The organism is Mesorhizobium sp. B2-7-1, from assembly GCF_006440735.1.
GTDB lineage: Bacteria > Pseudomonadota > Alphaproteobacteria > Rhizobiales > Rhizobiaceae > Mesorhizobium.
Genome location: NZ_VFUA01000045.1, coordinates 16,543 through 37,630, shown reverse-complemented (window position 1 = coordinate 37,630; position 21,088 = coordinate 16,543). Strand labels below are relative to the sequence as shown.

Below are 21,088 nucleotides of genomic sequence, written 5' to 3'. Positions count from 1 at the left end.
CATGGCCATGGACGGCAAAGCCCTCGCTCGCGTCGCGGCCGTCGTCTTCGTCGCGGTCGCCGTGACGGCGACCGCGCTCGAGATAAGCCGGAAGGGGGGAGAGTCGGTGGGGGAGGGGCCACACGCACCGGCCGCCGCGATGCCAAATCCGGCTCGCGATGGGCTGCGCCGCTGCCAGATCCTCGGCGAGGCCGCCCTGCGTGACGATGGATGCGCGCGACTGTGGGCCGAACAGCGCGATCGCTTCCTCGGTCTCGATAAGCCGTCGGGAAGTTCGACAAGCGAGCCGACCTTGTTGCAGTCGCCCGATACTGCCCTGCGCGAGGCCCGATAGATGGGCAATACCGGCGTCATCGACCAATTCCTGGCGACCTTCACCCGCTATATCGACAGCGGTTTCGGCCTGCTCGGCGGCGAGGTCGCCTTCGTCGCCACCACGCTGATCGTGATCGACGTAACGCTCGCCGCGCTTTTCTGGAGCTGGGGCGCCGATGACGACATCCTCGCGCGGCTGGTCAGGAAGACGCTGTTCGTCGGCGTCTTCGCCTATTTGATTTCGAACTGGAACAGCCTGGCGCAAATCGTCTTCGAGAGTTTCTCCGGCCTTGGCCTCAAGGCGAGTGGAACCGGCTTCTCGGCACAGGACCTGCTGCACCCCGGCAAGGTGGCGCAAACCGGACTCGACGCGGGACGTCCATTGCTTGAGGCGATCTCCGGGTTGATGGGCTACGTCTCCTTCTTCGAGAACTTCATCCAGATCGCTTGCCTGCTCTTTGCCTGGGCGCTCGTCCTGCTCGCCTTCTTCGTCCTGGCGGTGCAGCTCTTTGTGACGCTTATCGAATTCAAGCTGGCGACGCTGGCCGGCTTCGTGCTGATCCCCTTCGGCCTCTTTGGCAAGACGGCCTTCATGGCCGAACGAGTGCTCGGCAACGTCATCTCGTCCGGCATCAAGGTTCTGGTGCTTGCCGTGGTGATCGGCATCGGATCGACGCTCTTCGGCCAATTCACCCAAGGCTTCGGCGGCGAGAACCCAACCATCGACCAGGCCATGGCGATCGTGCTGGCGGCGCTGTCGCTGCTTGGCCTCGGCATCTTCGGTCCCGGCATCGCCAACGGCCTCGTCGCGGGTGGACCGCAGCTTGGCGCAGGTGCTGCCGTTGGCACTAGCCTTGCCGCGGGCGGCATGGCGCTCGCAAGCTACGGCGCGGCCGGCCTGGCGGCGCGAGGCGGGACAGCGGCATTTTCGGGGGCGGCGTCGGCCGCACGTGGCGGGGCGTCGCTCGCCGGCGGCAGCTCGGCTGCTTACACACTTGCCGCCGCCGGTCAGCCAGGCGCGGCAGGAATCGCCTCCGGCCTGGGCGGCATTGCGCGCGCTGGCGCTTTGGCGGCAGCCTCTCCACTCAAGCGCGCCGCTGCAAGCACCGGTCAATCGCTCAAGTCGAGTTTCGCCTCCGGCGCCAGTTCCGCCGCTGAAATCACCGGCGGTTCGTCGACGATGGGGACGATCGGGGGCGTTGCCGCGTCAGCCGCAGCTCCTGCGCCCGGCGCGGGCAAGCCGTCCGGCACCCAAGGACAGCCCGAATGGGCCAGACGCTTGCAGCGCTCTCATCGCCTGTCCCATGGCGCCCAGACTGCCGCCCACGCGGTGCGCGGCGGCGACAGCCATGGCGGCGGAGCTTCGATTTCTCTTTCTGAAGGCGAATGACCCATGAACATCTTTAGGCGCCCCGCCGTCCACTACGGCGAGATCCCTCGACCGGAGACACCCTATCAGAAGGCGGAGCAGATCTGGGACGAGCGCATCGGCTCCGCCCGCGTGCAGGCCCGGAACTGGCGCGCCATGGCGTTCGGATCGCTGATCCTGTCGGCGGGCCTTGCCGCCTCCCTCGTCTGGCAGTTGGCCCGCGGTACCGTCGTGCCCTGGGTCGTGCAGGTCGACAGGTTGGGCGAGGTCCAGGCGACCGCGCCCGCGATCGCCGGCTATAAGCCGACCGATCCGCAGATCGCCTGGCATCTTGCCCGATTCATCGAACAGGTGCGCTCGATTCCCGCTGACGCTGTCATCCTGCGCCAGGACTGGCTGCGCGCCTATGAATGGACGACCGACCAGGGCGCGGCGGCCCTCAATGACTATGCTCGTGCCAACGACCCTTTTTCCAGGGTCGGCAAGAGCCAAGTCGCGGTGGAGATTTCCTCGGTCATCCGGGCCTCCCCGAACTCCTTCCGCGTCGCCTGGAGCGAGCGCAAGTACGAGAACGGCCAGCTTTCGGGGACCGAGCGCTGGACGGCGATCCTGACGATCGTAATGCAGACGCCGAGCGATGCCGAACGGCTGCGCGCAAACCCGCTCGGCATCTATGTCAACGCCATCAACTGGTCGCGGGAGATGAGCCAATGAGCCTGAGTTTGCATGTTGTCGCCGCCAAGGTTCCCGCAAGATACCTGCTATCGGCGATGCTGGTCTCGGGAACGACGCTGCTCGCGAGTTGCGCCATGCCGCTGAAGAAGCCCCCGAAAATCAGCTATGATTCCTATGTTCCGCCTTTGCCGGCCGCTCCGGCCGCGGCGACGGACCAAAGGCCGAAACCGCTTCGCGTGCCACCAGGCTGGGCTCCCACGCGGGGCGGCGCCATCGCCCAAACGCCGGCCGCGCGCGTCGAGAACGCAAACGCGGCGGCGCGCGTGGAGCCGCGCCGGGAGGGTTACTACAACGCCATTCAGATCTATCCATGGAGCGAAGGCGCGCTCTACCAGGTCTATGCCGCCCCAGGCCAGATTACCGACATCGCGCTCGAGCCTGGCGAGAGCCTGACCGGCGACGGGCCGATCGCGGCCGGTGACACCGCGCGCTGGATCATCGGCGACACCGAAAGCGGGTCCGGCACTAGCCGACGTGTCCACGTCCTGGTGAAACCCTCGCGGGCCGACATCACGACGAACCTCATCATCGCCACGGACCGGCGCAGCTATATGCTTGAGCTGCGGTCAGGCGCCAAGCCATACATGCCCGCCGTCGCGTGGTCCTATCCGGCCCCGAAAGCGGGGATTCTGCAGACCGCCGCAACGACGCCGATCATACCGGACTTTAGGGCGCGCAACTATCGTTACGGCCTTACAGGCGACAGCCCGCCCTGGAAGCCGGTGAGCGCCTTTGACGACGGCCGCAGAGTCTATATCGCGTTCCCGCGCGGCATCGTTCAAGGCGAGATGCCACCGATTTTCGTCATCGGTCCAGACGGCGAAGCCGAAATCACCAACAGCCGCGTCTATCAGAACGTCCTGATCGTCGACCGCCTTTTCGGCGCGGCCGAACTACGTCTTGGCGCCGGCAAGCGGCAACAGACGGTAAGGATCGTCCGTATCGATGGCGGAAGAACCGATGGTCTGTGGCGCAAGCCAAGCGACTGGGCCGCGCCGGAGGTGCCGAACTCAGCGACGCGGGGAGCGCGGCAGCCATGAACGAGAAAGACATGCCCGTCGAACCCATGCGGCTTCGCGCCGAGGCGCCGCGCGTGACGCGTCTGTCGCGCAAGATGCTCGCGGGCCTCGGCTTCGTCGTCTCGCTCAGTGGTGGCGGTGCCCTGATTTACGCCCTGCAGGACGCTAACAGATTCAAGCAGGGCGAAGAGATCTACCCTACCTCAAATAGGCCGCCCGCCGATGGACTGGCAAGCCTGCCGCGCGACTATGCAGGTCCGGTCCTTGGGCCGCCGCTGCCGGGCGATCTGGGCAGGCCGATCCTCGATGCCCAAAACAACGGACAGACCCTGGTGCCACCTTCGATCGCAACCCCTGCGATTGACGAAGCCGAGCAACGCCGGCGGGCCGACGAGGAAGCCGCCAGAACCTCGCGCGTCTTCTTCCAGACTGCGCCAGGAGATGCCAGGACCGCCGAGGCGTCCGCCCCGGCCGGCAACGAGCTTGCCAGTCAGAACGGCCAGCCAAATGCGCAGGATCGCCAGCTTTCCTTCCTGTCCGCCGCCGCGGACCGGCGTACCGTGGCGCCAGATCACGTGGCGCCTCCGGCGTCACCTTATGTACTTCAAGCCGGCGCCGTGATCCCGGCGGCGCTGATTACAGGTATCCGGTCTGACCTGCCCGGGCAGATCAGCGCCCAGGTAACCGAAAATGTCTATGACAGTCCCACCGGCCGCTCGTTACTCATCCCGCAGGGCACTCGTGTCATCGGGCAATACGATAGCGGAATTGGTCCGGGACAGCGTCGCGTGCTGCTTGTCTGGAACAGGCTAATCTTTCCCGACGGACGCTCCATCGTTCTGGAGCGGCAGCCAGGCGCTGACCCGGGAGGCTATGCCGGCCTCGAGGACGGCGTCGATTATCACTGGGGCGAGCTGTTCAAGGCCGCGGCGTTGTCGACCGTCCTGAGCGTTGGCGGGCAGGCCGGTTCGTCGGACCAAGACAGCGAGATCGTGCGTGCTTTGCGCAGCGGCGCTTCCGATAGTGTAAGCCAGGTAGGCCAGCAGGTCGTTCAGCGGCAACTCGCTATAGCGCCGACGCTTACGATCCGACCAGGATTCCCCGTTCGGGTGCTCGTAACTCGGGACCTTGCCCTTGAGCCCTACGGAGGTTGACAGTGGCCAAGTTGAAACTCTCAACGATCGCCGACGACAAGCCAGTGAAGATTACGGTGGAATTGCCGGCGCCTCTGCATCGCGATTTGGTGAAATACGCAGAGATCCTTGGGCGCGAGACCGGTCAGCCATCTGCCGATCCATCGCGCTTGATCGCGCCGATGCTTGAACGGTTTATCGCAACGGACCGCGGCTTTGCCAAAGCAAAAAAGGACGACGCTTAGATAGAGCGTTCCTATGGCCGGTGATATCTTTCTGCATGACCTTCGCCCCGCGAACTTCTCTGAGAAACGCGAACTTCCCTGAGAAAAAGGCCGCGGGCCACGCATACCGGGATTTGGGCTCCGGTGTGTGAAAGGTTCGGCCGCCAGCCTTGGGCGGGAGGTGTCTCAATGGACGCGAGGGCATTAGGCGCGCCTGCACACGTTTCTAATTGCTATCATACGCAAAGGGATCGCGGCCAATTTCGTCGCCCGGCCCAAGCTGGCGGCTCGGATTCAAATAGCCGGCTATGTCATAGCCTTCGAACAGCCATTGTTGAAACTCCTCGTCATTCACCCGATCCAAAAAGCCGGCGAAGTATTGGGAGCACAGTTCATTGAGCAAATCCCGCAATTTCTGGGCCTGAGCTTTTGTGACGCCAGGTTTCAACGCGAGGCCGTATCGGATTCCGGGCAGCGACAGAATTGCTTGCCCTTCCAGATCGATGACGAACCGACCATTTTGTGTTTCGCGCATGCCGAAAAAAACGCCCGCGGCTTCGATGGGCACTACGTATCCCGGTTTTCGTGCCATGGTCCTGGCTCCTTTGTTGAGCCAATAGTGAACAAAATGAGAACACCGGAGTCAAGTGCCTCTTGAGCACCGTAGGAATATGCTCCTCTTTCAGGGATGCCTGGCGGCGGACCAGAGTACGAGATCGCCGCATTGCCAGAAGCCTTCGTCCAATATGACACCAAGGTCTAGGGCGACCACGGGTGCGCAGTTCTGCCATTTGGAAGTCACCTGGGATGTAATGATATCAAGGAAATGCGTCATCGGCGTATACCTGACGCGAATGCCACTTGTCAGCCTGCCCGCCCTGTTCCGTCTCGACGATGAAGCTTCCATTCCGACTGTGGGCCACCGAGGAGAACCGTGGCGTCTGGCAACCAGATGCCACTGCGGTTGCCGTTCAGTGGTGGAAAACGAGAGAGATCGAATTCCGCTGCGGGTGGTCAGGGCCACCTACGGAAGGAAACTGAAAAAGCTTACATCGCGTGATCGACGCGTCCTCGATCAGTGCAAAATGCGGCTCCCAAAGTTCTCCTCGCTTCAGCTACCGCAAAGGATGGAATATGTGTCCCCGTGTCCCCGCAACCACTTTCATCAAAAATCAATTGCCGTCCCGGTCTGATCGATCGGGGCGGTTTTTGGGTTTGGAGGGGTACGCGATCGCGGCGGCGCGCCAGAGGGTGCATCACCGCCGAGAGCCGCGCGAAACGAAGAGCGAGCAAGTTAAACTAGTGCGCCTCAGTCTAATCGGGGTCGACCGGTGCACGGTGATGAGAGAGGCAAAGTGGCCAGCCATTAATGGGGCACGGTCGCGATGACTTCTGTTCAAATGGCGCCAGCGCGAGTTTGCATGCCCTGCCAGAAGCGTTCGGCAATGGGGGAAAGTGTTCGGTCGCGCCGCCTCACCAGATAGTAGGGTTCGCTGCGGGCGGGCAGGTCGATAGGCAGCATCGTTGTGGTTCTGGTCCGGCTAAGTACGTTGGCCACCTCTGTCGAGAGCAGCGCTACTCCTGTGAAGGCAGTGATCTTCGGTCGTGCAGAGAGCAGCTAGCCACCGGCCGCAACGAAACCACTAGGGTCCTCTGTCGGTGACAGACGAACTCTCTCGTCTCTCGCTCCATCGATCCTCCTGCACGCTCAATAGCTCGGTCGCGCCATCGCTTTTCCTGCCTCGATCGTCACCTGTCGTTTGATTGAGCACAATGTTGGCATGAACGACCCACCCGCCTACGCAGCCTTTTTTGCGAAAGCCCACACCATCAGCGGATACTCTTCGTCGTTGCTCAAATCCCGCCACACCCCGTAGGCCCGCACCGGGCCGCCGATATGCGCCTTGGCGCATGCCTTGTTGCCCCAGCCGAACGCTTGCACGTCGCTTTCGCCGAAACCACCTTCGACCATTAGCTGCTTCAGCCCCGCGGGGGTCCAGCGGTTGTAGTCGTGCGGGCGCGCATGCACCCGGAACAGGAAAGGTGTAGCCACCATCGCCCAGCCACCGGGCTTGGTCATAGCGTGGATGTTGGCGGCGGCCGCCTGCGGCCGCCGTACATGCTCCAGCACCTGATCGGCGATGACGATGGAATATTGCTCGTCAGTGCGGTCCTTGCAGATGTCGAAGTCGGGGAAGTTGACCGAGCGGTAGTCGGGGCACAGCGCCCGCCAATAGCGGTTCCAGCCCGGCGATATCTCGATCACGTCGCGCGACTTGCGGTTGGCAGCCTCGAGGAAGACCGTAAAGGCTTCGATCTGGCGGATGCGCAGCCAGTTGCGGTTGTCATAGCGAAGCAGCCGCTTCACCGCGTGTTTGCCGCGATTCTTCAGGGCGCCAGCAAGGCTTGTCATTCTCGACCTCCTCCTGCCCGCCGCGGTGGGGTGTCTAGCACCGAGAAGTGCGGAAAAAATGACGGCACAGCTTTTCCTTCTGCCGCGCTTGTGTTGGCGAGCCCAAGGGCTTGCCGTGGGACCTATCAAAACGATTTCCACCGCATATGGTACGCAAACGCGCGGTCGCGCGATTTGCATGCCGTAAGGGATTTCAGGAATGTACGTAGGCCGTTCTTACAGGTTGCTGGATTTCGCGCTCTGGTCGCGGCGCAGCGTCATCTACATGGTCGTGGTGAGCGGGTTGGCGATCGCCGCCTACCGCCTTCCCGCGACCGCGGGTTTTTCCGATCGTGCTGGTGCTCGGCACCACGGTGTCGCTCGTCACCGGCTTCAAGAATTCGCAGGTCTTCACCCGCGCCAACGAGGCCCTGCAGGCCTTTTCGCAGATCACCGCCAGCAGCCGGATGCTGTCGGGCTTCTGCCGGGATTTCATGGATGCGGCCAACGCCCGGCAGTTGATCCACCGTCATCTTGCCTGGCTGACGGCGCTGCGCTTTTCGCTGCGGCGGCCGATGCCCTGGGAATCGCTGGCGAAAGCAGCCAACATCGAATTCCGGCGGCGCCGCTATCACATCCAGGAGGACAGGACGACGCTTGCCGAGGAGCTGCGCAGGCTGCTGGGCGAGGAAGCCGCAAGCATGCCGAAATCGCCGCAGCCGGCGATAGAACTTCTCGACAGGCAATTGGCCGAGGTCAACGGCTTGCTGAAGCGCTCAGCCGTCCCGGCCCAGGTCTACTCTGAGCTGATCAAGCTGATACGCGACTTCCAAGACCAGCAGGCGCGTTGCGATCGCATCAAGAACAATCCATATCCCCGGCAATACGCGATCGTGAGCTCGATGTTCATGATCATCTTCTGCACCTTGCTGCCCTTCGGCGTCGTTCCGGTCTTTGCCGACATGGCCAAGCTGGGCGGCGTGCTCGGCTGGATCTCGATCTGGCTGACCATACCGTTCAGTGCGCTGCTGGGCTGGGTCTACATGTCGCTGGACCTGGTAGGCGAAAGCAGCGCCAATCCTTTTGAAGGCAACGCCAACGACGTGCCGATCTCGCAAATCTGCCGCGACATCGAGATCGAGCTGCGGAGAGGGCTCGGTGAGACCAATCTTCCCGCGCCGCTGGCGCCAGTGAACAACATCGCGACGTGAACGAACGGGAGCTTCGCGAAACCGCGCCGCAACCATGATTTGCGACGCCGCTTTGGCCGCAGCCGTCGAGTAGCTTGCGGCCACGCTCCGCGGCCGACATGCTTGGAGTCGGCTGGAGGCCTGCAGCCTCACCAGCGCGCGACGTGCGCGCTGGTGCGATTTTAGGTTTCTCCTCGGCGGAGAACCCGGCAATGATCAATAGTTGCCGTTGTAGTAGCGGTCGTCACAGGGTGCCGTGTAGATTTGGCCGTAGCGGTCCTGGTAGCGACAGAGCTGGCGGCCGCGCGGCTCCTGCGGCGTGGTAGCTGAGCCAACGACAGCGCCGAGCAGCGCGCCGCTCGCCGCACCGATCACCGTGCTCTTGGTGTTGCCGCCGATCGCCTGTCCGACCAGCGCGCCGCCGGCGCCGCCGAGCAACGCGCCGGTTGTGGCCCGCTGCTGCCCCTCGGTCTGCGTCTCGCAGCCGGCAAGTGCTGCGGTCATGAGCACCGCCAGAATAGCCTTCTTGATAATCATCACTAGAACTCCTCTGAAGCCCCAGGGACTGGAAAACGGGGGCGGAATCGCCAAGTGCGGTCGCATTGCGGCGGAACGGCGGCGCGCTGGCTCACGAAGTGAATCACGGTTTCCCGGCAGTTGAACACCATGGTTGCCAAAGCGAAAACGTGGCCTTCATGCGGGTAAATATCCGCGCGGTCAGCTGATCTTCAACTGCACAGGATGAAAGCGCGTTCGGAATGGTCCGGGCCCGCCTCGATCTGTTCGATCGGGGTAGGTTTTGGAAACGGCGCGCGGTCCTTGATCATTCCTTCGATATGGAAAGCCAGGGCCTATTCCGCCAGATCACGCGCCTCGGCAACAGTTTCACCAGCCGTGACGACGCCCGGAAAGTCGGGAAAAGACACTCCGTAGTCGCCGGTCCGCTCTTTATGGATCAGCCCGACATATTGATGCATTCCAGTCCCCTTGCCGTAGGGCCATCGACCGCTACTTTAAAGTGCCGGCACGACGGTGCAAGACCATGGACAAGTTTGCAGAGGCTGGCAAACCGCCCCAGGGGAGGCGACGGGTTCGCGCCGCGCAGTACCTGCGAATGTCCACCGATGGCCAGACCTACTCTATCCAGAACCAGAGGGATGCAATCCGCAGTTATGCCGATGTCATGGGGTACGACATCGTTGCCACATATGAAGATCCCGGCCGAAGCGGGCTGCATATAGAAGGCCGGCCCGGCCTGAAGAAGCTGCTATTCGACGTTGAACATGGGCTCGTCGATTTTGAAACGGTCGTCATCTACGACGTGAGCCGATGGGGCCGTTTTCAAAACATCGATGAAAGCGCGTCCTACGAGTATCGATGCCAGATGGCTGGCGTTCGAATTGAGTTTTGCGCCGAGCAATTCGGGAATGACGGCACCGTGGGATCGGACGTGCTCAAGGCCATAAAGCGCAGCATGGCAGCAGAGTACAGCCGGAGTTTGTCGCAGAAGGTCTTTATGGGCCAGGTGCGGGTGGCCGGGATGGGGTTCCACGTAGGCGGCCTGCAGGGGCTCGGACTAAGGCGCCTGATGATTGACCAGTTTGGACGGCCGAAGGTCATCCTTGCTCGCAACGAACACAAAAGCCTTCAATCAGACCGGGTCATTATCGTACCGGGGCCACCGGAGGAGGTAGCAACTGTTCGATTGATCTTTCGCCTCTTTGTCGGGTCACGGAAAACTGAAACAGAAATCGCAAGATACCTGAATGACCGGGGGGTGGCGAACGACTTCGGCCGGCCATGGAAGTGCGGAAGCGTACGCCGTGTGCTCACCAACGAGAAATATATCGGCAACAACGTATGGAATCGTCGCTGCACCAAACTCAAAAGCAAGGTGGTATACAATCCTCCGGACCAGTGGGTCAGGGCAGACAACGCTTTTGAGCCGATCGTTAGCCGCAGGTTGTTCGAAAAGGCTCAGCAAATTGTCAAATCGCTGTACCTGCGTATGAGCGATGATGAGATGCTGGCGGCCCTGCGCAATCTCCACAACCGTCATGGAAAACTATCTCATGCAATCATTAAGGCAGCGCCCGAATGCCCATCGGGCTGGCGTTATAGATCACGTTTCGGAAGTGTGCTTGATGCCTACAGGCTGATCGGTTGCCTGCCGCCAAGGCAGGGTCACTTCATCGATCTCAAAAAACGTCTCGAAGTTATCCGTTACCGGGTAATGGAAGACCTGCAAGATGCGATCAAAAAAGTAGGTGGGCACGTCTCCTGCGACCCTGACACGGAGCTTATCCGGATCAATGACGAGTTCACCGTGGTGATCGCGATAGCGCGTTGCCGTGTTTCGCACAACGCATACCCCCGCTGGTCTTCAAAGGCTGCACGAGAGACCGCGGCGGATATCTTCGTTCTCATCAGAATGCATCCGGGCGATCTGGCCATTCGAGATTACCTGATCGCCCCAATGCATGAACTTGCCGAGATCAGCGGAAATTTCCATGTGAACAATGGAATGAAGCTGGATGCGTTTCTTTTCCAATCGTTGGATCCGCTTGTTGCGCTGGCTGAGAGAGCATTCGTAGGGAGCGCCACATGACGGTGCGCCGCGTAGTGTTAAGCCTGGAAGACGCCGATCGTGTTCTGCAGAACAGCCGGACCAGGCACGCTGCGCTGTTGGACAAGATGCACGAGCCCGGCAGGTGGTTTTCCGGCAGCATGCTGCTCAGGACCTACGAGGCTGAATGCGAAAGAACGCGCAAAATGACGGCCGAGGCGAAGACCCCTCGAAATCGGCTGGAGACCATAGCTGGAGCGTTGCGAAATCCGTTGAAGCAGGAACAGTTCCGTCGCCTGCTATCGGCCGAAGGCCTCGCGTTCGTGCCGAAGGCGCTGGCTGAGCGGGTCAGTCCCCAGCAACCTGCGCAAAGCGCGTGTCCACACACTGAACCGAAGCCGTTGGTCACCGGACTTTTGCCCGAGGTTCTGGATCTCTTGCAGGATTGGTCTGTGCCGCCCCAGGTCTTCGCATCTTTGCGCAAGATGGTACCGGAACGGCAGCTCAAAGCGGCAAAGCTGATGATCGCCCTGAAGCGGGCGAACTTCCACTATGCGCAGCTTCTCAGCACACTTACTCCCGTGTCGCAGTTGGCGGATCCGTCCAGGCCCAGAAAGAAATTTGCCGGCGTCACAGCCGATCAACTGGCTGCCATGGAAGCTGAGTTTGACATGCTGAATGAAGAATTCCTGCACTGCGCCAGCTTTCGCGGCATCTGGGCGTTAGAGCTGATGGCAGCGAGGTCCTATCTCGACCGCCTGATGGAGAACGTGCGGGTGGTTAGATACCTTGCGCAGAACTTCCCGGAGCAGCTCGCAGCGTTTCAAGCGATCCTGGATATTCCAATGGATCGGGAAGCTCTGGCGGGCCATCCGAAAAAAACCGGACGAAGGCACAAGCACCTTGTCTTTTGAGTGGTCGCCTCAAGCGCAAGATGCTGTCCCACCAGTCGTTCTCAATTGCCTCACAGCCCACCGACAAACAGTCAAGAAGGACCGAGCGCTGTCCGGCTGCGAGAGCGAGCGCGGCAATGATCTCAGCCTGGGAGGGGGCCTGCAACAGCTAGCACTTCGAGGCTCTCAATCTCTTGCATCACCTTTCCGGCGATCCCTTGCAGGTCGCCATACATGCCGACTGTCGACTCGATCACTCCCTGAATTTGCGCTTCTCGCTTGGCCCACAGTCGGGTGGTGGCTTTGCGCTCACGGGCAAGGTCATCCTGCATGTCGGAGAACTTCTCGACAATGGCCTCGATACGCTGCCTGAAGCGCGGCCCGGTCAAATATCCATAGACGAGCTCCATTTTTGAGGCCTGGCCGACCTGCACGAGTCGGGAATTACTCAACTCGATCAGCGACTGCCGTAGCATAACAGCGATTGGAATGGCGCACTTGGGATGGGCGACGTATACGCCATCGACCAGGTCGAATGTTTCGACCCCGGTGGGCAGGATCTCAGAAATAAGCAAAGCGATGTCAGCCTTTGCAGCCCGCTGGTCAGCTCGCAGCTTGGCGAGCCAGCCTTGACTCCAATTCTTGGTGCGCTTTGACTCCCAAAGTATGGCCCCGCATGGCTGACCGGCGGGACCGACGACCCGCTGAAGGACGTCACCACCAAACTCGCCCTTCGCCACTGGCTCGATTACATCAACCGGGAAGCGACTGCTGATTAGCCCTTCGAGTTCCAACTCCAGAGCTTCACCTTGCAACTGTTGGGATCCCTGTTCAGCGCGGCGCTTCAGATCCTCGATCTGGCGCTGCATGCCCGCGATCTGTTCCTCCTTCTCGACGATCTTCATCTTGAGACCGTCTTCAGCGTCAGACCTGGCCTTTGCACGAACAGCGTCCAGTCCCTCCTGGACCTTTCGCTCGATCGTGAGCGTCATTTCTCTCCGCTCGTCCTCTAGTGCGCGCTGCTTCGTCAGATACTCTGCTTGTTGCTTCTGCGCCTGTTCGAGCTTGTCATCGCGCGCTTTGAGCGTTTCCTCCAGCTCTGCCACCTTGCGGTCGCGTTCCTCCAGGTCGGCCGAGAGCAAACGTCTGGCCTTACGAGCCTCATCGGCGACAATGTGAGCTCGCTCCACCATGACCTTTTCGGCAACGAGACTTTCGACGCCTTCTTTGGCCACCGCAACTTCATGGCGCTGGCGCTCGAGTTCTTCCTCTCTGATGGCGATGGCTGCATTGGTCTGAGCGATGCGTTGCTCGTACTCCTCTCGCGTGGCAGCGATCAGGGGCCCCGCGAGAGATTCGTTAAGCTTGATGTCAGTCTTGCAACTGGGGCAGGTGATCGTCGGCTCGTTGAAGAGCTTGTCGCCGCGCAGAGTCTTGCTGACAGGTTGAATGGTCATTTGAGTTCGCCTCGGAAGAATCGGTTTCCCAAGGCACCAGTATAGGTTATGCGGCGCGGCTCGAACAGAACAAAGTAAGAACATTCACGGCCATCATCCGACTACGCTCAGACTATAGCCGCGACGATGAGTGTGGATTGTTGCCAGCGTGGCCCTATTGAAACGCGCTGGACCGGAGACCAATCTAACGCCATGCCTACCCACCGACAAATCGACCCGACCGCAAAACTGATGGCGGAGTGGCAGCTGTCTCCGTCTGCAACGCTTGGGTCGTCGGTTCGGGCGAGGGGCATTTTTCTCGAGGTCCGCTCTCGTCTGCCGGCGTCGCTGAAAAAGCTGCTCCACATCGAGTCGCGCGTGCTCACCTTACGCCTGCCAGAGGGCGTCGATGCCGATGTGCGAGCGGCTTCGGCGATAGTGTCCGAAGCCATGCACGACATCGAAGACTTGCTGGTGATCCCGCGCGAAGTCGAGGACATCCTGACGATCAAGCAGGTCGAACGGCACCGCTGGCTGAAGGACGGCCGCTTGCAAAGTGCCGGGACCAGAACGGTGAAACTTCGCGGCCGCGCCAGGAAAATCACCTTCCACGTGTTCGACCCGCGACAGATTGAAGATGTGCTCGATCGCGACCTGGTCACCGTCTGGCGTGAAGAGGACGCCGCGATGGCCGCCGAGAACCGGCGGCGCGCCTCCGCAAAGGCGGCCCTGAAGCGTGCGCAAAAAAGAGGCCGGCGCGCTGTCGACAAGCGCGATGAGGATGACGCCGGCTCTAAGCTGCGTGGCTGGGAGGATTTCGAGAGCGACGGCTTTCTGCGTTGACGGGCGGTAGCAGGCTCGTAGCCGCGATCAGGAACAGCTGGTCATGAATCCTCCGCCGGCGAGCGGTGTGGAGGTGCACATTCGCGGCCGGTTCGCGGTAGCGCTTTGCATCATGCTGTCGCCCGTGTCAGACAAACTTTTGCTGATCCTGTGAAGTTGCTCCCGATTGCTGGCGATACGGTTTTGATCGATCTGGAAAACGCACTGCGAATAGGCATCTGTCCCGGGCTTGAAACCGTAGGCGTGCTGACAAACTGAACCAATTTGCGACAACATCGGCCCTTGGGCCGGCTGCAGTTCCTGACATCCCGCAAGTACGAGAGGCGAAGACGCGAAAATCTTCGGGGTGATCGATCTTACGAGTAAAGTCGAAACCCGGATGGCCGCCTTAAGTTTGGGGCGTGCTATCCAATTCGTCGCCAATGCATCGGTGCTTGGCTACGACGTTCGTAGTGCGATAGTTCTCTATGGGTTGCCGGGAATGACAAGCCTGAGGAAGTGGGACTGCGATCGCCTCTGGGCCCAATTCGGCGGCGCCCTGCTCAAACCTACACGGCTACCCTGTACCGCTCGATCGCCTCCCAGTCGGCTTCGACTCCGAGTCCGGGGCCGGTTGGTACAAATATCGCGCCGTCACTCACGGCGAGCGGTGAAACGACAAGATCGTCGGTCATAAGATAGTTGGCTGTATAGAAATCGCTGCCGTATTTAATTGCAGGTGATGAGCACGCAAAATGCAGGCTTGCGGCGAGACCAATGCCGGACTCCCACATGGCACCAGCATAGCACGGAACTCCAGCAGCTTCGCACATACCAGCTACTTTCTTGGAACGCAAAAGTCCGCCCATCTTGGCAATCTTGATTGAAATAATATCTGCTGCTTGACGCTTGGCGACCTGGAAACCCTGATCCCAGCTTAGCACGCTTTCATCTGCCATTATTGGGGTGTCGAGCACGGCGCAGAGTGCCGCCATCGCATCGAGGTCGAAGCCTTTGAACGGCTGTTCGATGAAAGTTGGCTTGAAGGCCTCCAACTGCCTGCAGAGCCGCGTCATCTGCTCACGACGCCCACCCTGGTTGAAATCAATCCGAAGGTCGAAGTCGTCGCCGACGAGTTTTCGTAGGGCTTCGACGCGGATAAGCTCCTCGCGCTCGGGCAACACGCCGGTCTTGATTTTGAGAACTTTAAACCCCTGATCGAGAAGCCACCGGCTTTCCTCGAGATCGGCCTGGGTTTCTTGATTTGTTACGGAGTAGCTCAGGCTGATCCTGTCCCGCACAAGACCGCCCAGGAGCTGGTTGACGGGGCAGTCGAGAGCTTTGCCGACGATGTCGAAAACAGCCATTTCGACGCCGGTCTTGGCAAAGGATGAGCCGTAATGTGCGGCGTCCATCTTCAACAGGATCGCCTCGATGTTGAACGGGGTTTCACCTATGAGGGCTGGCGCTAGGTAGTTGTCGATCGTGGCCTTGATGGCGAATGCGTTCTCGGCAAAAACGGCCCATGGTGAGCATTCTCCGACGCCCGAAATCCCGGCATCGGTTTCGATTGCGACGATTACGGCGTCCACCGACACGAGATCACCGACGCCAAGTTTTCCGGGGTGCCTGATCGGCGGGCGGGTAATGATCGAAGTGATCGACGTTATCTTCATAGCGTGTGTCTCCGCATTGCGCCGGCTTGGGAAGGGCTTGAGCGCGGTTGGGAGAGTTTGATGCCGACATTTCGCGTCTGGACGTAGCCGTCTAGCGCTTCTTGGCCTTTTTCTCTGCCGTAGCCGGACTGTTTCACTCCACCGAACGGCGTCTCCACCCCGCCGACGAACCAACCGTTGATGTAAATCTGGCCTGCCCAGAGTTGGTCAGCCGTCCAGAGTGCGCGGTCGAGATCTTTTGTGAAAACGCCCGCGGCCAACCCCTGTTCGGTGCCGTTCGCAAGTTCGACGGCGTTCGAAGGATCGTCGAACGGCGTGACCGCAAGGACGGGCCCGAAGGTTTCCGTTTGGAAGAGCTCAGAGCTGGGTGCTACATCCGCAAACAGCGTCCCGGCCATGAAGTAGCCGCTGCGATCCCTTAGCGCGGAACCGCCTGTGACAACCCTGGCCCCTTGTGCGATTGCGTTTTCGCAGGCGCGCTCGACGTTGTCCCGCTGCTTTTTCGATATCAGTGGTGTGATGTCGCAATTATCGCGGCCTGGCCCGACGGACAGCCCCTCGACGCAAGACTTTACGCGCTCCAGAACCTCGTCAGCGATCTTGCTGTCGACCAGCAGACGGGAAAAGGCGTTGCAGTTCTGGCCGGCGTTGAGGAACGAACCGCTGCGCACCGCCTCGACAACACAATCGATGTCCGCGTCGGCATAAATGATACCGGCCGACTTGCCGCCCAGTTCCATGATGCAAGGCACGATCCTGTCGGCAGCGGTCTTGAGCACCGTTCTGCCGGTCGCCATCGAGCCGGTGAAGACGATGTGGCGAACATCGCGATGCTGGATAAGCGCCTGCCCGGTCGTGTGGCCATATCCGGTGAGAATGTTGACCGCTCCCGCTGGCAAGCCAGCAGTTTCGCATGCACGGGCAATCTCGAGGCCGGAGAGGGGCGCAAGATCTGGTGATTTGATCACCACCGAGTTGCCGGTCGCAATGGCGCAGGCCAGCGATCGTGCCGTTAGTTCCAGTGGGAAGTTCCAAGGCACAATCTGGGCCGAAACGCCGAACGGGCTTCTGAGGGTATAGTCGACAAGATGGGCCCCACGCGGAATCGAGCGGCCTTCGAGCTTGTCCGCCAGCCCTGCGTAATATCTGAGATAGCGAACAGCAGTGCCGACTTCTTCGCGCGCTACGTCGATGGCTTTGCCGGTATCCATGCAAACGGTCACCGCGATCTCTCCACCACGCGCCTCCAACGCGTCGGCGACGTGAAAGAGCAAGCGTCCCCGGTCATAGGGATGCATGTCGACAAGGATACGTTCGCGAAACACTCTGTGGGCCGCGGCAACCGCCAGGTCGACGTCCTCGACGCCTGCCTCGGCGACGAGCGACACGATTTTCCCAGTAGATGGGTCATCGACCTCGATCCGTCTGCCTGACGCGCAATCTTTCCATCCGCCATCGATGAAGCTTTTCAAAACGGCGCTGTCAGTCATAGGCGTGCTCTTTCGAGATCGCGTCTGCGATTTTTTCGGCCACCATGATGGTGGGAATGTTGGTGTTTGCCCGCGGACAAAACGGCATGACCGAGGCATCGGCGATGCGCAGACCCATAACGCCACGAACGCGTCCGGAAGAGTCGGTCACGGCGAGAGGATCCGAATCTGCGCCCATTCGGCAGGTTGATGTCGGATGCCAATTGCCCGTGACATTGCGCCGGACAAACGCCTCCAGACGATTGTCGTCGGCGGTAAGGCTGGCAATCGAATCGCCATCTGTAATGACATTCTTGATGAGGTTGCGCCGCAAGCCCCCTGAGGTATCCATGAGCGTGGCCAAGACGGACGTCAGGCCATAGTTTATTCGGTTGATCTTGCTGATCTGCTTGGCGCGACGGTTCCAAGCTGACGGAAACGCGTCAAGAGCTACCGCGGACAGCGGCTCGTGCTGGAGCAATCTCGCCAGGAAACGGAACCCTGCCTTCAGACGATCGATATCCCGCCGATCGCTTAACCAGTTGAAGTCTACCCCAGGCTCGACCATGTATGCGCGGTCCCTGAGCGTTACGGCGCCCGTGGAGTAGGCCCGGTTTACCCAGAGCTGGAGAGAACCAAGGCGCTTGCCGAGCGGGTGCCAGGCAGACTTGGCTACGGCGGATATGGCCATGTCAGTCGGAGGGCAGCCATCGACACCTGACGAGTATCGGGCATGCATCTGAATATGACCGGTGACATTGGGCGACATGCGGTTGGCTGGCAGCAGATAAGCCGACACCGCGATCGAAGGATGCTCCTGCAGGTTCTGACCGACGCCTGAAAGATCGGCGACCAGGGGGATGCCGAGTTTTGCCAATTGCTCCGATGGGCCGATACCGGACCGCATCAGGATTGCGGGTGAATGAATTGCGCCCGCGCAGACAATGACATTCGGCGCGCGATAGGACCGTCGGCCAGAAGCACCTTGGGTATCGACGCCCGTGACTGCGCGTCCGGCAAAGGTAAGGCGCTCGACCGTCGTGTCTGCAAGGATTGTGAGGTTCTTCCGGGAGCGAACCTGAGGTGTCAGATACGCGATTGCCGCCGAAACGCGACGTCCGTCGCGATTTGTCAGCGGCACAACGGAATAGCCATCTCCAAAAGTGCCGTTGAAGTCTGGCCTGAATGGAAGACCGGCTGCCTCGTAAGCCCGCGAAACCGCTTGAATGAAGCCGGACCACTCCGATTTCCGGACCCGCTTGATGGGCAACGGCCCGTCAGTGCCGTGATATTCGTTCGCAAAGTCCTGGTCGGCTTCAAGCCGCCGAAAATAGGGCAGAACGTCGTTCCAACCCCATCCCGAGGCACCGCTCGAGGCCCAACCGTCATAATCTTCGGGCCCGCCGCGATTGGCGACTTGCGCATTGATGCTCGAGCCGCCGCCCATGACACGGGCCTGCTCGTAATGGCTTGGCTTGCGGCCATCGCGGACTGGCGTCGCGTTGAGCGATGGCCATTGATAGGCCGGGTTGAAATAAGCGCGTGTTGGATTGCCGTCGAGGATATCGTCTGGAATTGCGTCGCCGGCTGTGTCTCGCCCGGCCTCGATCAAAAGGACGCGACTGCCATTTGCGGAGAGCCGGTTGGCCATGACACAGCCCGAAGAACCGCCGCCAACAATGATGTAGTCGAATGTCAAAAGCTCGCCCGCGCGCCTTATTTCGTTGCGCCAACCTAAGGCGCTTTGCCGCTAAAACCACGTCAATCATGCGGTCGCTCGCTATGAGTTTTTCTCATATCGCACCTTGCATCATTTTGTTACGCTGGCGAAAGCGTTGCGAGGAAGTGCCGAAATGATGCCGAGCGGGCAGGAGCGTAGCGAGTTGCTCGTGCAGGTTCCGTCGCTACGTTCCTTGCATATTTTCGAGGTTGCGGCGCGTCACTTGAACCTTGTGCGGGCGGCAGAGGAACTTGGGCTGACGCAGGGCGCGCTCAGCCGGCAGATCAAGTCGCTGGAGCAGTTCATCGGCGCACCGCTTTTCTTTCGCACACCGCGCGGGTTGCAGTTTACCGAGGCCGGCGATGCGCTTGCTGTGCATTGCCAACGCGCGTTCGCAGAGCTTCAAAGCGGCCTTTTGGCTGTGACCAATGTTCGGTCCCGGCAAACCTTGCTCGTCGCTATGGCGCGCTCCTATGGTTCGCGGGTTTTGAGCAAGATGATCGGCGAGTTTGCGCTTGCGCACCCATGGATCGACTTGACGATCGACGGTCACCGCCATCTTGCGGATCTCACCAAGGGGGAGGCCGACATTGCAATTAGGGTCGGCGATGGGAAGTGGCAGGATGTGATTGCCGAAAAGCTTGCCGACGAGCCTCTGTTCCCGGTGATTGCTCCCAAGCTGGCTGAGGAGTTGGGATCGTCGAGGTTCGAAGACGTCCTCGGTAGAGTCGCTTTCCTGCACTTTTCCGAGAAAACCTATTGGGAGGATTGGGCAAATGTCGCCAACGTCGTCCTGCCTCAGCGCCGGCCCAACATTCGCTTTTCTGAATCAGCGATGATGATAGAGGCGGCAGAAGCTGGCCAGGGTATCGCTATGGGCAGGAATTCGCTGGTTGAAGAGGCCTTAGCCAAAGGCCAGCTCATCAAGATGTCGGATGTCCAGCTCAACGACGGCATTGCGTACTTCTTGTGCTACACGCAGAGCAAGGCGCGCCGCGCGACGGTCAAAGCTCTCAGGAAATGGCTCGTGCAGTCAGGCTTGCTGCACGTCGCCGAGGTGCCTCACCCCATCTTCGCAAGTCTTTCGGACAATGAGCAGTTCGGGGCTCAGAGCTGAAGCACTTGACCAAGCTTCATTGCACGTGCGGCTTCGAAGATGGCTTTGGCGGTTCCGACATCCTCGACAGCGACGCCCATGTTCATGACCGCGATGGTGTCTTCCGGCCGTTTTCTGCCGTCGAGCAGACCGGCGGCCACGCTGCCCAATTCACCCTTGAATTTCGGGCTATCAACGAAATAGCCGTACGGCTTGATGTGCTCGATCTGCCCCAAGTCATCCGTAAGCAGATGGTCGATGGCGCGAAGGCCCGACGGCTTCCAGTAGCAGTCATAGTCGATCGCAACGGTGGTCAGGCCAGGCCGGACCCAATCCGCATCGGCCAGACGCTCCATGTCAGCCTGGATGCGGCCACAGGTGATAACAACAGATGTCTGAGCAAACACGGCGTACGGAGTGTTGACGATCCTTGCGGCGAGACCTGCAGCTTCAACGACCTTGGCAAATTTGCGCGAGGCATCACCATTGACGTCGTAAATGACGACGGACCCCAGCGAGGGCATGACGTGGCCAAGTGCCTCGAGGTGGCTCCGCGCCTGGACGCCGGCGCCAATGACGCCGAAGCTTTCCTCACCTGGATTGGCAAGATGCTTTATTGCCACTGCCGATGCTGCGGCAGTGCGCTGCTGGGTGATCCAGGTCGAATCCATCACGGAGGCGACGAGCCCGTCTTCGATTGAATTCAAGAAGAGCAGACCGGTGAGATAGGGAATTCCCTTGGCGGCGTTTTCTTCCGACCCGGACTGCCATTTCATGGCCGCATAGCCAAACTTTGGCACTAGGCTCGACATGCCGCCAAACCAGCGTGTGTTGTCGCGTTCCATCCAGTGCTTGGCCGGCATTTGCACCCGGTTATGCGCCTTCTCGATCAACGCCTCCTCGACAATTTCGATAATCCTCCGCATGTCGAGGTTCACCGCCTCGACCGCATCGCGATTAAGGAACAACGTGGAATGATTAAGTCCCATGGAAGAATTGCTCTCGGTCTGGATGAGATGGGGCCGGCGCCAAC

21 protein-coding genes are annotated in these 21,088 nt (G+C 60.4%); 11 read left to right on the top strand and 10 right to left on the bottom strand.

What is annotated here, in order from left to right:
- Position 1: 1 nt before the first annotated feature.
- From trbK-alt to FJ471_RS17985, 6 genes are read left to right on the top strand one after another with little or no spacing between them, the layout of a single operon-like run.
- A complete protein-coding gene (gene trbK-alt, locus FJ471_RS18010; RefSeq protein WP_348643349.1) occupies positions 2–334 on the top strand; it encodes a putative entry exclusion protein TrbK-alt in 333 nt (110 codons plus the stop codon).
- Entirely contained in the window at positions 335–1,705 is a 1,371-nt protein-coding gene (trbL, locus tag FJ471_RS18005; protein WP_140805345.1) for a P-type conjugative transfer protein TrbL, read from the top strand.
- Between the two features lie 3 nt (positions 1,706–1,708).
- Positions 1,709–2,398 carry a conjugal transfer protein TrbF gene (gene trbF / locus FJ471_RS18000; protein WP_140805343.1) on the top strand — a complete coding sequence of 230 codons (690 nt, stop codon included), beginning with the start codon at positions 1,709–1,711 and terminating at the stop codon, positions 2,396–2,398.
- Complete coding sequence (trbG, locus tag FJ471_RS17995; RefSeq protein ID WP_140805341.1) at positions 2,395–3,459, top strand: P-type conjugative transfer protein TrbG; 1,065 nt, start codon at positions 2,395–2,397, stop codon at positions 3,457–3,459. The genes trbF and trbG overlap by 4 nt, the downstream gene beginning before the upstream one ends.
- The gene (locus FJ471_RS17990) at positions 3,456–4,592 is read left to right on the top strand and encodes a TrbI/VirB10 family protein (RefSeq protein ID WP_140805340.1); all 1,137 of its coding nucleotides are present in this window, start codon (positions 3,456–3,458) and stop codon (positions 4,590–4,592) included. The genes trbG and FJ471_RS17990 overlap by 4 nt, the downstream gene beginning before the upstream one ends.
- 2 nt (positions 4,593–4,594) lie before the next feature.
- On the top strand, positions 4,595–4,816 hold the full coding sequence (locus FJ471_RS17985; protein WP_140805338.1) for a DUF2274 domain-containing protein: 222 nt from the start codon (positions 4,595–4,597) through the stop codon (positions 4,814–4,816).
- Positions 4,817–5,021: 205 nt separating this feature from the next.
- Here the strand turns inward: FJ471_RS17985 and FJ471_RS17980 are convergent, their stop codons facing one another.
- From FJ471_RS17980 to FJ471_RS17970, 3 genes are all read right to left on the bottom strand, one after another.
- Positions 5,022–5,387: a hypothetical protein gene (locus FJ471_RS17980; protein ID WP_140805337.1), complete on the bottom strand. Its 366-nt coding sequence runs from the start codon at positions 5,385–5,387 to the stop codon at positions 5,022–5,024.
- Between the two features lie 804 nt (positions 5,388–6,191).
- The gene (locus FJ471_RS35580; protein ID WP_263498091.1) at positions 6,192–6,317 is read right to left on the bottom strand and encodes a hypothetical protein; all 126 of its coding nucleotides are present in this window, start codon (positions 6,315–6,317) and stop codon (positions 6,192–6,194) included.
- A 276-nt stretch (positions 6,318–6,593) separates the two neighbouring features.
- A complete protein-coding gene (locus FJ471_RS17970) occupies positions 6,594–7,208 on the bottom strand; it encodes a methyltransferase domain-containing protein (RefSeq protein WP_140805333.1) in 615 nt (204 codons plus the stop codon).
- 332 nt (positions 7,209–7,540) lie between these two features.
- Here FJ471_RS17970 and FJ471_RS17965 point away from each other — a divergent pair, with 332 nt between their 5' ends.
- Positions 7,541–8,398: a bestrophin family ion channel gene (locus FJ471_RS17965; protein WP_246684757.1), complete on the top strand. Its 858-nt coding sequence runs from the start codon at positions 7,541–7,543 to the stop codon at positions 8,396–8,398.
- A gap of 195 nt (positions 8,399–8,593) precedes the next feature.
- Here the strand turns inward: FJ471_RS17965 and FJ471_RS17960 are convergent, their stop codons facing one another.
- Both FJ471_RS17960 and FJ471_RS17955 read right to left on the bottom strand, forming a co-directional pair.
- Positions 8,594–8,914: a YMGG-like glycine zipper-containing protein gene (locus FJ471_RS17960; RefSeq protein ID WP_140805332.1), complete on the bottom strand. Its 321-nt coding sequence runs from the start codon at positions 8,912–8,914 to the stop codon at positions 8,594–8,596.
- A 314-nt stretch (positions 8,915–9,228) separates the two neighbouring features.
- Entirely contained in the window at positions 9,229–9,354 is a 126-nt protein-coding gene (locus FJ471_RS17955) for a type II toxin-antitoxin system HicB family antitoxin (RefSeq protein ID WP_140805330.1), read from the bottom strand.
- Between the two features lie 65 nt (positions 9,355–9,419).
- On the opposite strand from FJ471_RS17955, the gene FJ471_RS17950 reads away from it, so the two are divergent.
- Entirely contained in the window at positions 9,420–10,985 is a 1,566-nt protein-coding gene (locus tag FJ471_RS17950; RefSeq protein WP_140805328.1) for a recombinase family protein, read from the top strand.
- Positions 10,982–11,857: a plasmid partitioning protein RepB C-terminal domain-containing protein gene (locus tag FJ471_RS17945; RefSeq protein ID WP_140805326.1), complete on the top strand. Its 876-nt coding sequence runs from the start codon at positions 10,982–10,984 to the stop codon at positions 11,855–11,857. Before FJ471_RS17950 ends, FJ471_RS17945 begins: the two co-directional genes overlap by 4 nt.
- Positions 11,858–11,979: 122 nt before the next feature.
- Here FJ471_RS17945 and FJ471_RS17940 read toward each other — a convergent pair whose 3' ends face one another.
- A complete protein-coding gene (locus FJ471_RS17940) occupies positions 11,980–13,293 on the bottom strand; it encodes a DUF2130 domain-containing protein (RefSeq protein ID WP_140805324.1) in 1,314 nt (437 codons plus the stop codon).
- A 192-nt stretch (positions 13,294–13,485) separates the two neighbouring features.
- On the opposite strand from FJ471_RS17940, the gene FJ471_RS17935 reads away from it, so the two are divergent.
- Positions 13,486–14,115, top strand: a complete 630-nt coding sequence (locus FJ471_RS17935) for a hypothetical protein (RefSeq protein WP_140805322.1) — start codon at positions 13,486–13,488, stop codon at positions 14,113–14,115.
- 548 nt (positions 14,116–14,663) lie between these two features.
- Here the strand turns inward: FJ471_RS17935 and FJ471_RS17925 are convergent.
- Genes FJ471_RS17925 through FJ471_RS17915 form a run of 3 tightly spaced genes read right to left on the bottom strand, consistent with a single transcriptional unit; the run spans position 14,664 to position 18,938 of the window.
- Entirely contained in the window at positions 14,664–15,770 is a 1,107-nt protein-coding gene (locus tag FJ471_RS17925) for an enolase C-terminal domain-like protein (RefSeq protein ID WP_140805320.1), read from the bottom strand.
- Positions 15,767–17,260 (bottom strand): aldehyde dehydrogenase family protein, encoded by a 1,494-nt coding sequence (locus tag FJ471_RS17920; RefSeq protein ID WP_140805318.1) that lies wholly within the window; start codon positions 17,258–17,260, stop codon positions 15,767–15,769. The genes FJ471_RS17925 and FJ471_RS17920 overlap by 4 nt, the downstream gene beginning before the upstream one ends.
- Positions 17,253–18,938 carry a GMC family oxidoreductase N-terminal domain-containing protein gene (locus tag FJ471_RS17915; protein WP_140805316.1) on the bottom strand — a complete coding sequence of 562 codons (1,686 nt, stop codon included), beginning with the start codon at positions 18,936–18,938 and terminating at the stop codon, positions 17,253–17,255. Before FJ471_RS17915 ends, FJ471_RS17920 begins: the two co-directional genes overlap by 8 nt.
- Positions 18,939–19,092: 154 nt before the next feature.
- Between FJ471_RS17915 and FJ471_RS17910 the strand changes: the two genes are divergently transcribed.
- Complete coding sequence (locus tag FJ471_RS17910) at positions 19,093–20,076, top strand: LysR substrate-binding domain-containing protein (RefSeq protein WP_140805314.1); 984 nt, start codon at positions 19,093–19,095, stop codon at positions 20,074–20,076.
- On the opposite strand, the gene FJ471_RS17905 is transcribed toward FJ471_RS17910, so the two are convergent.
- Positions 20,067–21,044, bottom strand: coding sequence for an ornithine cyclodeaminase family protein (locus tag FJ471_RS17905; RefSeq protein WP_140805312.1), 978 nt, complete (start codon positions 21,042–21,044; stop codon positions 20,067–20,069). The two genes, FJ471_RS17910 and FJ471_RS17905, sit on opposite strands and share 10 nt — an antisense overlap.
- Positions 21,045–21,088 lie beyond the last annotated feature (44 nt).